The 15,223-nt window shown below is 43.8% G+C and carries 18 protein-coding genes; 10 read left to right on the forward strand and 8 right to left on the reverse strand.

Annotation, left to right across the window (positions count from 1 at the left end; translation table 11 throughout):
- Nucleotides 1–18 precede the first annotated feature (18 nt).
- The 4 genes from CP943_RS10525 to sspO all read right to left on the reverse strand — a co-directional run bounded on the left by CP943_RS10525 (nucleotide 19) and on the right by sspO (nucleotide 1,530).
- On the reverse strand, nucleotides 19–447 hold the full coding sequence (locus CP943_RS10525; protein WP_020451601.1) for a DUF2621 family protein: 429 nt from the start codon (nucleotides 445–447) through the stop codon (nucleotides 19–21).
- A 204-nt stretch (nucleotides 448–651) separates the two neighbouring features.
- A complete protein-coding gene (locus tag CP943_RS10530; RefSeq protein ID WP_020451602.1) occupies nucleotides 652–1,059 on the reverse strand; it encodes an Hsp20/alpha crystallin family protein in 408 nt (135 codons plus the stop codon).
- A gap of 136 nt (nucleotides 1,060–1,195) precedes the next feature.
- Nucleotides 1,196–1,342 (reverse strand): small acid-soluble spore protein P, encoded by a 147-nt coding sequence (locus tag CP943_RS10535; RefSeq protein ID WP_003182250.1) that lies wholly within the window; start codon nucleotides 1,340–1,342, stop codon nucleotides 1,196–1,198.
- Between the two features lie 41 nt (nucleotides 1,343–1,383).
- Nucleotides 1,384–1,530, reverse strand: a complete 147-nt coding sequence (gene sspO, locus CP943_RS10540; protein WP_020451603.1) for a small acid-soluble spore protein SspO — start codon at nucleotides 1,528–1,530, stop codon at nucleotides 1,384–1,386.
- Nucleotides 1,531–1,764: 234 nt separating this feature from the next.
- On the opposite strand from sspO, the gene acnA reads away from it, so the two are divergent.
- The 7 genes from acnA to CP943_RS10575 all read left to right on the forward strand — a co-directional run bounded on the left by acnA (nucleotide 1,765) and on the right by CP943_RS10575 (nucleotide 6,561).
- Nucleotides 1,765–4,491, forward strand: coding sequence for an aconitate hydratase AcnA (acnA, locus tag CP943_RS10545; protein ID WP_023857591.1), 2,727 nt, complete (start codon nucleotides 1,765–1,767; stop codon nucleotides 4,489–4,491).
- Nucleotides 4,492–4,560: 69 nt separating this feature from the next.
- The gene (locus CP943_RS10550) at nucleotides 4,561–5,067 is read left to right on the forward strand and encodes a redoxin domain-containing protein (protein WP_025809953.1); all 507 of its coding nucleotides are present in this window, start codon (nucleotides 4,561–4,563) and stop codon (nucleotides 5,065–5,067) included.
- A 71-nt stretch (nucleotides 5,068–5,138) separates the two neighbouring features.
- Nucleotides 5,139–5,264 carry an FbpB family small basic protein gene (locus CP943_RS10555; protein ID WP_023857590.1) on the forward strand — a complete coding sequence of 42 codons (126 nt, stop codon included), beginning with the start codon at nucleotides 5,139–5,141 and terminating at the stop codon, nucleotides 5,262–5,264.
- Between the two features lie 68 nt (nucleotides 5,265–5,332).
- Entirely contained in the window at nucleotides 5,333–5,476 is a 144-nt protein-coding gene (locus tag CP943_RS10560) for an acid-soluble spore protein N (RefSeq protein WP_003182261.1), read from the forward strand.
- Between the two features lie 25 nt (nucleotides 5,477–5,501).
- Nucleotides 5,502–5,738: a small acid-soluble spore protein Tlp gene (gene tlp, locus CP943_RS10565; RefSeq protein WP_095290622.1), complete on the forward strand. Its 237-nt coding sequence runs from the start codon at nucleotides 5,502–5,504 to the stop codon at nucleotides 5,736–5,738.
- A gap of 104 nt (nucleotides 5,739–5,842) precedes the next feature.
- Entirely contained in the window at nucleotides 5,843–6,259 is a 417-nt protein-coding gene (locus tag CP943_RS10570) for a YbgC/FadM family acyl-CoA thioesterase (protein WP_020451607.1), read from the forward strand.
- The gene (locus CP943_RS10575; protein WP_020451608.1) at nucleotides 6,259–6,561 is read left to right on the forward strand and encodes a hypothetical protein; all 303 of its coding nucleotides are present in this window, start codon (nucleotides 6,259–6,261) and stop codon (nucleotides 6,559–6,561) included. The genes CP943_RS10570 and CP943_RS10575 overlap by 1 nt, the downstream gene beginning before the upstream one ends.
- 223 nt (nucleotides 6,562–6,784) lie before the next feature.
- Here CP943_RS10575 and CP943_RS10580 read toward each other — a convergent pair whose 3' ends face one another.
- The 4 genes from CP943_RS10580 to plsY form a co-directional block, all read right to left on the reverse strand.
- Nucleotides 6,785–7,147 carry a YxeA family protein gene (locus CP943_RS10580; protein WP_105980977.1) on the reverse strand — a complete coding sequence of 121 codons (363 nt, stop codon included), beginning with the start codon at nucleotides 7,145–7,147 and terminating at the stop codon, nucleotides 6,785–6,787.
- Nucleotides 7,148–7,577: 430 nt separating this feature from the next.
- Nucleotides 7,578–8,609, reverse strand: a complete 1,032-nt coding sequence (locus CP943_RS10585) for a YdcF family protein (protein WP_105980978.1) — start codon at nucleotides 8,607–8,609, stop codon at nucleotides 7,578–7,580.
- Nucleotides 8,610–8,902: 293 nt separating this feature from the next.
- Complete coding sequence (locus CP943_RS10590) at nucleotides 8,903–9,190, reverse strand: HesB/YadR/YfhF family protein (protein WP_020451611.1); 288 nt, start codon at nucleotides 9,188–9,190, stop codon at nucleotides 8,903–8,905.
- 102 nt (nucleotides 9,191–9,292) lie between these two features.
- Nucleotides 9,293–9,886, reverse strand: coding sequence for a glycerol-3-phosphate 1-O-acyltransferase PlsY (plsY, locus tag CP943_RS10595; RefSeq protein WP_023857586.1), 594 nt, complete (start codon nucleotides 9,884–9,886; stop codon nucleotides 9,293–9,295).
- Between the two features lie 178 nt (nucleotides 9,887–10,064).
- Here plsY and CP943_RS10600 point away from each other — a divergent pair, with 178 nt between their 5' ends.
- The 3 genes from CP943_RS10600 (at nucleotide 10,065) to parC (ending at nucleotide 15,197) form a co-directional block, all read left to right on the forward strand.
- Entirely contained in the window at nucleotides 10,065–10,478 is a 414-nt protein-coding gene (locus tag CP943_RS10600; RefSeq protein ID WP_020451613.1) for a CoA-binding protein, read from the forward strand.
- A gap of 323 nt (nucleotides 10,479–10,801) precedes the next feature.
- A complete protein-coding gene (gene parE / locus CP943_RS10605; protein WP_105980979.1) occupies nucleotides 10,802–12,769 on the forward strand; it encodes a DNA topoisomerase IV subunit B in 1,968 nt (655 codons plus the stop codon).
- A gap of 4 nt (nucleotides 12,770–12,773) precedes the next feature.
- Complete coding sequence (gene parC, locus CP943_RS10610; protein ID WP_105980980.1) at nucleotides 12,774–15,197, forward strand: DNA topoisomerase IV subunit A; 2,424 nt, start codon at nucleotides 12,774–12,776, stop codon at nucleotides 15,195–15,197.
- Nucleotides 15,198–15,223 lie beyond the last annotated feature (26 nt).

Genomic DNA, 15,223 nt, shown 5'->3' on the forward strand with positions numbered 1-15,223 from the left:
TTTCAGGAAAGGTTTTGTTTATTTAAAAAGCTCTTGATAGGAAGAGTGATCAATGTTCTTTTCTTTTAAACGCTTTACGAGGAACTTATGGTCTTTTTTCGGTGTGGCCATAATATAGCCTCTGACGATTAAATCCCGGTCGATTGCACCTGCTTTTTCCTTTAATGCGAGTTCTCCGATCTTTCCGGCGATTTTCGCTTTTGCTACATCGCGAAACAGTTCGGGTACGGGAGAAACTAATTCTTCAAGCAGTTCTTTTTCTTCTTCATTCCACAAATGCCTTGTCTGTTCAATATAATAATCCTGCCAGTCCAGCTCAGATTTCCCATCTTCTTTAGGCAGCCTTTTTAAAAATTTGCGAAACATGAAAAAACCGCCGATTGACAAGAGGACGATCATGATGACGATCCAAGCGAGCATCAGCCATAAAAACCATCCTTCCAGCATCTCTCATCACTCCTTTGTCTATAACCTATTTTACATGAAGGCGTTTTAGAAGAACATAGAAAAAATAATATAAAATGGGACACCGGCCTGATCAAAAGAGGTGCTAGAACATAATCTATTGTATAGCAATTCCCTAATCGGCCATAGAGAATTGCTAGCGGATATTTGACGAACGAACGGAAAAAACCCGGATGGCAAAGTGTTTTACGCGCTGTCCGGGTTCTGCTTGTTGTGCATGTATGATATAAAAGGAATATGAAATGAAAGCGAAACTTCATCTTGGCTTGCTTCCTTATTGATTTTAACTGCAAGAATGCTGTTCTCGCATTCCGCTTCGATCTGTTTGTCATTCAAAAAGAAAGGAAGCATCAGCGATTTTTCGTAATGCTGTTCATCGGTTTTAACCGCAAGCTTGAAATCGTAGCCGGAAAACGTCATGTCAAGGTGCCGGGCATTCAAGCGGCTTAAATCTGCTTCGATTATATATTCAGTGCTCGTTTCATAAAGGTCGATCGGAAAAGTCTCATCATAGAGGAGAAAAGGGTCGTCAACAAACTGTTTCATCCATTCTTTATCAAAATCTGCGGAATCGAAACGTTTTGTATTTGTCATTTGATCATTCCTCCATACCTAGCCTTACCGTTAGATTATGCACAGCTGTGAATTCATGTGAAGGAGGCGATTCGAAGGGGGTTGCATCGCCAGAGAGGTAAAGTAAAAAACCGCGCCGTGAAAGACGCGGAAAATGTTACATATCGTGACTGGAATTATGTTTTTGTCTCGTATGGTTCCGGTTTTTAACTTTTTTGCTTCCGCTCAAAGGCTCTGGCTGCCCAGGCTGAGCTCCTTTCGGTGCGTTTTTGCGCATATCTTTGCCGTCGTTTTTATTTGTCAATGTCTTAACCTCCTAAGCCATTCATGAAGGATTTTTAGGATTTATTGATTGGTCTTCCGTTTTTTGTTGTTTTGGCGTTCCGCCTCAGTGAGAATATGCTGGTCATCTTCAATATATCCCGCGCCGTTTCCTTGGCGTTTAGCATTGTTCATTCCATTGATGACATGATTTGCTTTTCGTTTGGCCAATTTCGATCACCTCAGACTGTAGTATAGCCTTAGCGGGTGTATTGTATAAAAAAATGTATTTCCAGTAAAATAAACTTTTTTCCTTATATAAGGCATTCTTATTGAATTTAATAAAAACATTGATATTTACTTATGTTTAAAATTGTTTTAAGATTAAATTGTGAGAAAATTGTGGTGAAATATGCCGATTTTTCTGGCGTATGATCTTGATCTTTAAAGGGGGATTTTGGAGAAATGGCGAATCAGCAACAAGTCGCAAAAAAAGACGCTTTTCAATCAAGAAAAACGTTTACAGTACAAGGCAAAACGTACAGCTATTATTCTTTAAAAGCATTAGAGGATCAAGGAATCGGAAACGTATCAAAACTGCCTTATTCCATTAAAGTTTTGCTCGAATCCGTTCTTCGTCAAGTAGACGGGAGAGTCATTACAAAGGAACACGTTGAAAACTTGGCAAAATGGGGCACTGCCGAATTAAAGGATATTGACGTTCCTTTCAAACCATCCCGCGTTATTTTGCAGGACTTTACCGGCGTTCCAGCCGTTGTAGACCTTGCTTCATTAAGAAAAGCGATGGCTTCAGTCGGCGGAGATCCGGATAAAATCAATCCTGAAATACCGGTAGACCTTGTCATCGACCACTCCGTACAAGTTGACAAAGCGGGTACGGAAGATGCATTGACAATTAATATGGACCTTGAATTCCAACGAAATGCAGAGCGTTACAAATTTTTAAGCTGGGCTAAGAAAGCGTTTAATAACTATCAGGCTGTTCCCCCTGCTACAGGTATTGTTCACCAGGTGAACCTTGAGTATTTGGCAAACGTTGTCCATGCTGTGGAAGAAGACGGCGAGATTGTCGCTTATCCTGACACGCTTGTCGGTACTGACTCCCATACAACGATGATCAACGGAATCGGCGTTCTCGGCTGGGGCGTCGGCGGAATTGAAGCTGAAGCGGGCATGCTCGGCCAGCCTTCATATTTCCCTGTACCTGAAGTAATCGGAGCGAAGCTTGTCGGAAAGCTGCCGAACGGCACGACGGCGACGGACTTGGCGCTTAAAGTAACACAGGTGCTGCGTGAAAAAGGCGTGGTCGGAAAGTTCGTCGAATTCTTCGGACCGGGTGTTGCAGAACTTCCGCTTGCAGACCGTGCGACAATCGCAAATATGGCTCCTGAATACGGCGCGACTTGCGGTTTCTTCCCTGTTGATGAGGAAGCATTGGAATACATGCGTTTAACAGGCCGTGATGAAGAACATATCAATGTGGTGAAAGAATATTGCCGTCAAAACGGATTGTTCTACACGCCTGATCAGGAAGATCCCGTATTTACCGATATCGTTGAAATTGACTTGTCAAAAGTTGAAGCGAATCTTTCAGGTCCGAAGCGTCCTCAGGATCTCATTCCGCTGACTGACATGAAAGAGACATTCCACAAACATTTGGCAAGCCCTGCAGGGAACCAGGGATTCGGTTTAAACGCGAGTGAGGCTGACAAAGAAATCAAATTTAAGCTTGAAAACGGCGAAGAAGCCGTCATGAAAACGGGTGCGATTGCGATTGCGGCGATCACCAGCTGCACAAATACATCAAACCCTTATGTCTTAATCGGTGCGGGCCTTGTCGCTAAAAAAGCGGTTGAACTGGGATTGAAAGTACCGAACTATGTGAAAACATCCCTGGCTCCGGGTTCAAAAGTCGTAACAGGCTACTTAGTCAATTCAGGCCTGCTTCCATATATGCGCGAGCTTGGATTTAACATCGTCGGATACGGCTGTACGACATGTATCGGGAACTCCGGACCGCTTGCGCCTGAAATCGAAAAAGCGGTTGCCGAAAATGACCTGCTGATTACGTCTGTCCTTTCCGGAAACCGTAACTTTGAAGGCCGGATTCATCCGCTTGTCAAAGGAAACTACCTGGCGTCTCCGCCGCTTGTCGTAGCCTATGCATTGGCGGGCACGGTAGATATTGACCTGAAAAACGAACCGATCGGCGTCGGAAAAGACGGTCAAAACGTATACTTCAACGATATTTGGCCGACGATGGACGAAATCAACTCCGTCGTGAAGCAAACCGTTACTCCTGAGTTGTTCAGAAAAGAATATGAGCGCGTGTTTGATGACAATGAACGCTGGAATGCGATTGAAACAACGGATGAAGCCCTGTATAAATGGGATGAAGAATCCACTTACATTCAAAACCCGCCGTTCTTTGAAAACATGTCAGTTGAGCCTGGTACGGTTGAACCGCTTAAAGGCTTGCGCATTGTCGGCAAATTCGGAGATTCTGTCACGACAGACCATATTTCTCCTGCGGGAGCGATCGGCAAAGACACGCCAGCCGGAAAATATCTGCAGGAAAAAGGCGTTTCTCCTAGAGACTTCAACTCATATGGTTCAAGACGCGGAAACCATGAAGTCATGATGAGGGGAACATTCGCCAACATCAGAATCAAAAACCAGATCGCTCCGGGTACAGAAGGCGGTTATACAACGTATTGGCCGACCGGAGAAGTAATGTCCATCTACGATGCCTGCATGAAGTATAAAGAAGACGGCACAGGTCTGGTCGTCATTGCCGGAAAAGACTACGGAATGGGTTCTTCCCGCGACTGGGCGGCAAAAGGAACAAATCTGCTCGGCATCAAAACCGTCATTGCAGAAAGCTTTGAAAGAATTCACAGAAGCAACCTTGTGCTGATGGGCGTTCTTCCGCTTCAATTTAAAGAGGGAGAAAACGCTGAAACGCTCGGTTTGACCGGGAAAGAAACGATTGAAGTTGACGTGAGTGAGACGGTTCGCCCGCGCGATCTCGTTCAAGTCAAAGCGATTGCCGAAGACGGCACAGTCAAGTCGTTTGAAGCTGTTGTACGCTTTGACAGCGAAGTAGAAATCGATTATTACCGTCACGGCGGAATCCTGCAAATGGTGCTCCGCAATAAAATGAAACAGTAATTGAATGAGGAGAGAAAGCCTTTAGCTTTCTCTTCTTTTTTCAGCGTGATCCTGAATTGGAGGATGCCGATGATGAAAAAATTGCTGGCTGCCGCGTTTCTTTTTGTTTTGGCCGGTCTTGCGGTATGGAACTTCACAGGGCAAAAGGAAGCCGAAATCGGCATTGCGAAAGGAGACAAGGCGCCTGATTTTACGCTTCCGTCTTTAAAGGATGGAAACGAAGTATCTTTATCAGACTTTAAAGGAAAAAAAGTGCTGTTGAATTTTTGGGCCACCTGGTGTAAACCGTGTGAAATAGAAATGCCTGCAATGGAAGAACTCCAAAATGAAAATCAGGACATTGCCGTTTTGGCCGTCAACTTTACCTCTTCCGAGAAAAACGAAGAGTCGGTCAAAACGTTTGCCGAAAGGCACGGTTTACATTTCCCTATCGTCTTAGATCGAACGGGCATCAATGCGAAATACGAGATTTTTTCTTATCCGACAACATTTATTATTGATGAAAACGGAAAGATTCAGGATATCGTCCTTGGGACGATGTCGAAAAAGAATATGGAAGAAAAGCTGGGATTATAAAAAATCCCGGCTTTTTTGCTTATATCGCCCAAAAAATGGTGAAAATGAAAACAAGCTGGAGGTGATTCAACATGAAAAAAACGAAAAGGCGGACATTTGAAGAACTTGTCTTGGAAAACAAAAAGGAGCTCATGACCAACCAGGAGTTTCTTGATCGGCTGGAAGATAAGCTTGAAGAGAAATTTAAGCTGAAGTGACTTTTTAAAAATCGATTCATGTTTACGCTCCTTTTTGAGAATCCTAATGCTGAAAAGGAGGGATAGACATGCCGAGGGAACATGACAAACAGTCTAAATTTGCCCCAAGCCATCTTGGGACAAAACCGGTAGAATATAAGCGCAACAAAGGAAAAAAGATGCATGATAAATCAGGAGAAACGCCGATCATTATGCAGACAAAAGGCGAGTAAAGAAGAAAAGGAGGCAGAGACCCGCATGACACACCAAAAACATCATCCGGATGACAGATCAGACAACGTGGAGAAGCTTCAAGACATGGTGCAGAACACAATCGAAAATATCGAGGAGTCTGAGGAGCAGCTGTCTTTTGCCAACCAGGCGGAACAGGAGCAGATCCGCGAAAAAAATCAACGCCGAAATGAAAGCGTTGAGGCGATGCGCAATGAAATCCATGACGAGGCGGAAGACCGCGAAAACGGATATCATCAATAAACCAGGGCGACCTGGTTTTTTTGCATGAAGCCGTCTGTCGTGTTTTTGCCCATTCTATATGCTAAGATTGGATTATATATATTGTGAAAAGGGAGTAGAGGAATTTGTACGTCTCAAAAAAAGAAATAGAAGTCCGCTATGCCGAAACAGACCAAATGGGCGTCGTCTATCACGCCAATTATTTGATTTGGATGGAGGTTGGACGGACGGCTTTAATTAAAGAACTCGGCTTCTCTTACGCCGAAATGGAGAAAGACGGCATCCTGTCGCCTGTCGTGGATATCAATGTCCGCTACGTCAAACCTCTTCGCTACGGTGAAACCGCGACGGTACATACATGGATTGAAGAATATAACGGCTTTAAAACGGTATATGGGTATGAAATCTTCAATTCCGCTGGCGAAACCGCTGTGAAGGCCACATCGTCCCATATTTGCGTTGACGGGGACAGCTTCAAACCGGTTCAGTTCCGTAAGCTTTATCCAAAGTGGCATGAAGCTTATGAAGAGGCCAAAAAGTAATGGCATTCGGTATTAAAAGAAACGAGCTGAACGAATGGAAGCGCGCCGTTTTAAACGGCGAAGTTGCGTTCCTCACGCATTACTGGCTCGATGACAGGTATCCGGATGTCAATACCGTGACAAAAGCCGGATGCGGCAACATTGATAAGCTTGCAGAGTGGGGCAAACAGTACGGACTGAAAAAAGAGTGGATCCATAAAAGAAGCAAATTTCCTCACTTTGATTTATTGGGAGAGAAGCAGATCGAGATTTTAAAACAAGAAAAGCTCTCAAGCCATATCAAGCGTTTCAGGCTCGAATAATCCGGTGTTTTAGAGAAACCCGGACACCCTTGAAACAAGCAAGGATTGTCCTTGCTTGTTTCATCCTGATGAGCAAACATTGAAGGAGAAAAAGTCGGAACGATATCTTTAGTTTCAAGATGTCGTACCTTAGTGTTTTTCATGCCTTGATAAGGCCGCAGTCATTTTATTTTTCGTGAAAAAGTCCCTAAAACAAGAAGTTTTAGGGAGCAGAGTGAGCGTCTCATTGACTTTGATTGTTTAATTTGTGCAGGATGTCCTGATCTATTTGCTTCTCGCTTGCTTTTTCTTTGCTGGATATGATTTCCCTTCTGTCTTCCCAATGAATAATATAATACTGACCTTTCTGCATTTTTTCCTGAGAAGAGAGTTTTAGGTTTTTGGGTTTTCCATCTTTATCATAACCCGTAACATCATAGTTATAATTTATATATGTGTATCCATCACTTGTTTTTTCTTTAACGACTTTTGGATCTGTTGTAATTTTGACGTAATAATCTTCCGTTGAATAATATCCGGGATATAAAAAATAGCCCCCGGCCAAAATCATCAGTCCTACCGTTAAAATCCCTAAAAACCATTTCATCTTTTATCACCTCGAACCCATCATATATAAAACCTCCAAACGAAACCATTGATTTATCTTACATATTCCTTTCACTGTTGTAAGCATTTAAAGTCCAAGCGCACCAAAAAAACAGCTACTTGAAGCAGGGAGAAGCATTGAGAAAAAAGAACCTGTTCACCATTAGATCTGATAAGGGTAAATTGAGGCTTTAGCATTTGAGAAAATCACTTTTCAGTTGTGGCTTGTTGCAGATAAAAGAAGGGGAGGTTTTTTGCGAAATAGGGGGGGGGAAATCGTTTTCCATTCTATCAATCGCTGTTATGCCGACTATTAAAAAGATATTTGAAGCATCAGTGCAGTGAAATTATATTTTCCAAGCAAAAAGACACCTTTTTGGTGAAGATGTCCTTCGAAAATACCCATCATAATCAATTGAGACTGCCATTTTTTAATCAATGAAAAAATTAAATGCGGTCAAAAGGATAGAAATACCCAATATAGTACCCACGACAATGCTATGCCGTTTACGATTCATCACAACAACAGCGATATATTCACGGATCATGGCGTTCGGCCAATAATAAAAAGCGGTCTTTGAACCGATGCCATCGCTTTTCAAGCCTGCTCGTTTTGCATATAGGCTGGCACGGAACAGATGGAAATTGTTTGTTGTGAAGATGCTGTTATATTTGCCGTCTGTTAATGAGTCCATCAGTTGTTTGGAGAAAAGCATATTTTGATATGTATTTACAGAACGGTCTTCTTTCAAAGTGTGCTCTCCAGGTATCCCTTTTTTTATAGCATATCTTTGCATAGCTTCGGCTTCAGAAAGATTTTCATCAGGTCCTTGCCCGCCGGAGAAAATGATTTTCGGCGGAGAAGCAACAGCTGTCTGTTTCCAATAAAAATCGACAGCCTTATTGATCCTGCTTGCTAAAAGCGGGGGTACTGTATCGTTAATTAATCTACTCCCGAGAACGATGATGTAATCCTGATTAAGCTTCGGTCTGTTAAATTGATATAGAAAATAAGCTGTTAAGAAATTTGTTAAATGAAAAAAGAAATAGACCGTAATAAGCGATGATCCCGCAAACAATGGCTGAACATTTGGCGATAAAAAACGAGCGGGGTCAATCACGGATAATAGGAAAAATATGATAATGCCTAACCCGGAAATTAAAGTCAAACAATTAGACAATCGCCGTCCTTCTCTTTTGATAAGAATTCTCGCATTCAGAAATAACCCGATCATTAAAGCAAATAGACCAAACGTTAGGATAAAGAAAAAGATCAGCAGCGGTACAATGACGAACAGTCTGAAAAAACCGATTCCGACAACGTATGCCAGATAGTAGGATAGAACAAGAAATGAACAAAAAAATAGATTGAATAAAAAACCGTTGATGATCCTTCTTCGGTCCGTTAAATAAAAGATCAGAAAAACAGCTAGCAAAATAAAGGTTATCACACCGTAAACCATGTCAAACACCTCGATCTCAATGACTCTGTATAATAGAAGAGTATGTAAAAATCTTTAAGAATGGGAAAATCCTTGCCGGTTTATTTTAGACGAACTGCATTTTAGATATACAGAATCTATACTCACTCGGTTATTCGGGAGGTGTACGCAGCGTACGGTGTGCAGCTGCCGCACACTCAGGCGAGCCAGTCTATGTGTTGGAAGGCTTTTTTCGGTACTTTAATTAAGATGAAAAATAAAAAAACTTGCAGAAAAACAAGAGTTTCTCTGCAAGCTTTATAAAATGCTCTTTTTTACTGATATTCAAAAACAGGCTCTTCCGAAGATTCGTTATAGGTGACAAGCAGATCATGGCCGTCGAAATACCATACATCGCTTTCTTCAACGAAAAACGTAATGCCGTCTTTTTCCGCGCTCACACCGATTTGCTGCGGCTCATCTTTTGAAACCCCAAGGGAGAAGCCTTTTTGAACATTGCTGCAGCCTCCGTAGCGGACAAAGAAGCGAACCTGATCTCCTTCTTTTAAATCAAGCTCGTCCTTATACCATTTAAGCGCCTCTTCATTAATTTTCAAATTCACGGGCAAGCACTCCTTCATCATTTGTTTCAAAGCATGCTGAATCTATTTATAGTATATAACGATTTTGTCCGATCATGAAAATATAATGTTTTTCGGATAGGCTCATTTTTTGCCGGACATCCACTTGATTTTGGGCTCGGTTTTATCCATAATGCGTTTAATGTTCGTCCTGTGTCTGTATACGACAAACGCCGTTAGAAAGGCGACGACTGCCACCAATAAAAGATCTTTCGTAAACAGGCTGTAAACCGTTGTATACAAGCCGGTTAAAATGGAAGAAAGCGATACATATTTTGTGATATACAAAAACAGAAAGAACACCGCAATCATTGTGAGAAACAGAAAAGGCTGATAGCAAAGCAATACGCCTCCGGAAGTAGCGACAGCTTTTCCGCCTTTAAATTTGGCGAACACAGGGAACATATGCCCGATGACTGCGGCTACACCGGCCAACAAAGGGTGTACGCCGATGTGGAGGATGGTGGGCAGAAAGGCGGCGAGCGTCCCTTTCAAAATATCCGCAGCCACCACGATGGAGCCGGCTTTCACCCCAAGTGTCCGGAATGCATTGGTGGCGCCAAGATTGCCGCTGCCGTGTTCCCTGATGTCGATTCCTTTGGCGGCCTTTCCGACAATTAAGCCGGACGGAATGCTGCCGAGTAGATAGGCTAAAACAAATAATAAAGCAATTAACATTTCATTTCTCCTTTTTAGATGATCCCTTCTCTTTATTTTAACATGAGAGGCGCTTTTCATGACGGCTTTTCTTTAGAAGTACCGTATATATCATACAAGATAATGCGCCCTAATCATATGAAAATTTTGATTATCGCCTTTGATTTCGTGTAAACTGAACGTAAAAGGAGTGATCGCCATGGAAAACCCTTCTAAACAGGAAATCAAAAGCATTCTTGAAAACAGTAAACGAATCGCGGTAGTCGGCCTGTCCGACAATCCTGAAAGAACATCGTACATGGTATCAAAAGCGATGCAGGACGCGGGATATGACATCATCCCTGTCAATCCGTCCATAGATGAGGCGCTGGGCGTCAAGGCTGTGGCATCATTAAAAGACATTGAAGGACATGTCGATATCGTCAATGTGTTCAGAAGATCCGAACATCTGCGCGATGTCGCAAAGGAATTCCTGGAGATAGACGCAGATGTGTTTTGGGCGCAGCAGGGGCTTGTCAACGAAGAAGCTTATCGGCTTCTGAGCGAAAAAGGCTATACGGTGATTATGGATTTGTGTATAAAAGTGGCACACGCGTTAACAAAATCGGCATAAAAAAGACAAAAATCCTTGTTTATTCAAGGGTTTTTGTCTTTTTTATGCGAGAATATGTTTGCGAATTGCTGTGAAAAACGGCTACAATAAGTCTTGGACAGTTTTTTTAAGAATGATTTTCCAATTGCTGGTGGAAAAGCCTTGTCCTCCAGGGGGCGAATCGTGTAAAATGACGGCTGTGCAAAAAAACGGCATTCATTTTAACATTTTCCCGACAATGCTTGAAGCGATTGGAAAAGAATCGGATAATACTTTGCTTTACATGACAGAGTGTGTATTATTCTTTATAAGCAATGTTTGATTTTTGAAAGGGGTTTATGCATTTGGTTAAGAAACAGCAATTTGACTATAATGATGATTCCATACAGGTGCTCGAAGGCCTTGAAGCGGTCAGAAAACGCCCCGGTATGTACATCGGTTCGACAGACAGCCGGGGTCTGCACCATCTCGTATATGAAATCGTCGATAATTCCGTCGATGAAGTCCTTGCGGGCCATGGGAATCATATTATAGTAAAGATACATAAAGATAACAGCATATCGGTGCAAGACAGAGGCCGGGGAATGCCAACAGGAATGCATAAGCTCGGCAAACCGACTCCCGAAATTATTTTGACAGTGCTGCATGCCGGAGGAAAGTTCGGCCAAGGCGGCTATAAAACGAGCGGGGGGCTGCACGGCGTCGGTGCATCCGTTGTAAACGCCCTGTCTGAGTGGCTGACAGTCACAATTGAGCGGGAAGGAAATGTTTACAGACAGCGTTTTGAAAACGGCGGCAAACCGGTGACATCCCTTGATAAAATCGGAACGACCAAAAAGACCGGCACCCTGATTCATTTCAAGCCTGATCCTACGATGTTCAGCACAACGACTTTTAACTTTGAAACGCTTTCAGAGCGTCTGAGAGAATCAGCCTTTTTGTTAAAAGGATTAAAAATCGAATTGATCGATGAACGCGATCAAACAAAAGAAACGTTTTTATACGAAAACGGAATCGAAGCTTTTGTCGCTTATTTAAATGAGGAGAAAGACGCGCTTTCTGAAGTGGTCTCATTTGAAGGGGAGCACAACGGCATCGAGGTGGACTTCGCGTTTCAATTTAATGACGGCTATTCCGAAAACATCCTGTCATTCGTCAATAATGTCAGAACAAAGGACGGAGGAACCCATGAGTCCGGTGCGAAAACGGCGATGACAAGAGCATTCAACGAATATGCGAGAAAGGTGGCCCTTTTAAAAGAAAAGGACAAAAACCTTGAAGGAACGGACATCCGGGAAGGCCTGTCAGCCATCGTTTCCGTCCGTATTCCTGAAGAGCTTCTTCAATTTGAAGGACAGACAAAAGGAAAGCTCGGCACGAGTGAAGCAAGGTCAGCCGTTGATGCGATCGTCTCCGAGCAGCTCGCATATTTCCTTGAAGAAAACAGGGAAACGGCAACATTGCTCGTCAAAAAAGCGATTAAAGCCTCCCAGGCAAGAGAAGCTGCGAGAAAAGCAAGAGAAGAGGCAAGAAGCGGAAAGAAAAGAAAGAAATCCGAAGCGACGCTTTCCGGCAAGCTGACGCCTGCACAATCAAGGAATCCGTCCAAAAACGAATTGTACCTCGTGGAGGGTGACTCTGCCGGAGGATCAGCAAAGCAGGGAAGAGACCGGAAATTCCAGGCTGTCCTGCCGCTCCGCGGAAAGGTTATCAATACGGAAAAAGCGAAGCTGGCCGATATTTTTAAAAATGAAGAGATCAATACGATTATTCATGCGATCGGCGGAGGGGTCGGCGCTGATTTTGACATTGAGGACATCAATTACGACAAAGTCATCATCATGACAGATGCGGATACAGACGGCGCTCATATCCAAGTGCTGCTCCTGACTTTTTTCTACCGCTATATGAAGCCGCTGATCGAGCACGGAAAAGTGTTTATCGCGCTGCCGCCGCTCTATAAAGTCAGCAAAGGGTCTGGCAAAAAAGAAATCATTGAATATGCTTGGTCTGATGAAGAAATGGACGACGTCCTCAAAAAAGTCGGAAGAGGATATACGATTCAACGCTATAAAGGTCTCGGCGAAATGAACGCTGACCAGCTTTGGGAAACGACAATGAACCCCGAATCAAGAACGCTTGTCAGGGTTAAAATCGATGACGCAGCCCGTGTGGAAAGGCGCGTGACGACATTGATGGGCGACAAAGTTGAGCCGAGAAGAAAATGGATTGAGAAAAACGTCGCTTTCGGACTTGATGAAGAAAGCAACATTTTAGAAAACGAGAATTTATCGGTCGCTGAGGAGGTTTAAATAAATGGCACAGCCAGAGATTTATCATGATTTACCATTGGAAGACGTGATCGGCGACCGTTTCGGCCGATACAGCAAATACATTATTCAGGATCGGGCGCTCCCTGACGCCAGGGACGGCCTGAAGCCTGTTCAAAGAAGAATCCTATACGCCATGCATGCGGAAGGGAACACGCACGATAAGAATTTCCGCAAGGCCGCAAAAACGGTCGGTAATGTAATCGGGAACTATCATCCTCATGGAGACAGTTCGGTCTACGAAGCGATGGTGCGGATGAGCCAGGACTGGAAGGTTCGCAACGTGCTGGTTGAAATGCACGGTAACAACGGAAGCATCGACGGTGATCCGCCGGCTGCGATGCGTTATACAGAAGCAAGGCTCGCAGCGATCGCTTCAGAGCTTTTGCGAGATATTGACAAAGAAACGGTCGAGTTTGTGCCAAACTTTGATGATACAAGCAAGGAGCCCGTCGTCCTTCCGGCGATGTTTCCGAACCTGCTTGTCAACGGATCGACAGGGATTTCCGCCGGGTATGCGACTGACATTCCGCCGCATCATCTCGGGGAAGTGATCGATGCCGTGATAAGGCGGATTGACTCGCCGAACTGCAGTGTGGATGACCTCATGGAGCTCGTAAAAGGACCGGACTTTCCGACCGGAGGAATCATTCAGGGTAAAGAAGGCATAAAAAAAGCCTATGAAACCGGAAAAGGTAAAATCATCATCAGGGGCAAAGCCGAGATCGAAACCATCAGAGGCGGCCGCCAGCAAATTGTCATTACTGAAATTCCGTTTGAAGTCAACAAAGCGAATTTAGTGAAAAAAATGGACGAATTCAGGATTGAACGGAAGGTCGAAGGGATTTCCGAAGTCCGTGACGAGACCGACCGGACAGGACTCAGAATCGTGATTGAGCTGAAAAAAGAAGCGGATGCACAAGGTATTTTAAATTTCTTGTACAAAAACTCGGATTTGCAGATTCCGTACAACTTTAACATGGTGGCTATTCATAACAGAAGACCGATGTTGATGAATCTCACATCAATTTTGGACGCTTATATCGGCCACCAAAAAGAAGTCATCACCAACCGTTCTCAGTATGAGCTGAAAAAAGCGAAGGAAAGGCATCATATCGTAGAAGGATTGATGAAAGCACTGTCCATTTTGGATGAAGTCATTGCGACGATCCGCTCCTCCAATGACAAGCGCGATGCCAAAAACAATCTGATCGAAAAGTTCGCATTTACAGAGCCGCAGGCTGAAGCGATCGTTTCATTGCAGCTGTACAGGCTGACAAACACAGATATTACGGCTCTCCAGGAAGAAGCAAAAGAACTCGACCAGAAGATCAAAGAGCTGGAAGAGATCCTTTCCAATGACAAGAAACTCTTGAAAGTGATCAAAGACAGCTTGAAAAAGGTGAAAAAAACCTATGCCGGTCAAAGGCGCTCTGTCATCGAGGAGAAAATTGAAGAAATCAAAATCAATCTTGAAGTGATGGTGGCGTCTGAAGACGTTTATGTGACCGTGACGAAAGACGGTTATATTAAACGAACGAGCCAGCGGTCTTTTGCTGCATCAAACGGCCAGGACTTCGGCATGAAAGATACCGATCGTCTGCTCTGTCAGCTGGAAATGAATACGACAGACGTACTGCTCTTATTTACAAATAAAGGAAGCTATGTGTATTGTCCGGTTCACCAGCTTCCTGATATCAGATGGAAAGACTTGGGTCAGCACATCACGAATATCATATCGATCGACAGCGATGAATCCATCGTCAAGGCGATCCCTGTCAGAGAGTTTACCGAATCTGAATACCTGCTGTTCTTTACGAAAAACGGAATGGCGAAAAGAACTCAGCTGATGCAGTATAAAGCACAGCGCTATTCAAAAGCATTGGTCGCTCTTAACTTAAAAGGCGACGATGAAGTGGTTGATGTTCATGTAACGGACGGAACGAAAGATTTGTTTATCGCGACACATTCCGGCTACGGTCTGTGGTTCTCAGAAGATGAGGTCAGCGTCGTCGGTGCAAGGGCGGCCGGTGTCAAAGGCGTCAATTTGAAAGACGGCGACTTTGTCGCCAGCGGGCAGGTTTTAGAGGAATCGGATGTGCTTGTGCTCGTGACCCAGCGCGGATCTATTAAGCGGATGAACCGCACTGAATTTGAAAAAACGTCACGGGCGAAACGAGGGGTTCTCATGCTGAGGGAATTGAAGAAAAAACCTCACCGCATCACTGGGCTGCTCGCATGCTCATATCATGCTCAAATCACGCTTCAAACCGAAAAAGGCATCACAGAAGAGATGCTTGTCAAAGATATCAAGCTTCATGACCGGTACAGCAACGGTTCTTTCATCATCGACGAAGATGAGGCAGGGGAAGTAAGGGATGTATGGATCAGCAAACATGAACGGGAGTGAAATCGACCTGCGCCCAATTCTAGGGA

The sequence above is a fragment of the Bacillus paralicheniformis genome (genome assembly GCF_002993925.1).
GTDB classification, from domain to species: Bacteria; Bacillota; Bacilli; order Bacillales; family Bacillaceae; genus Bacillus; species Bacillus paralicheniformis.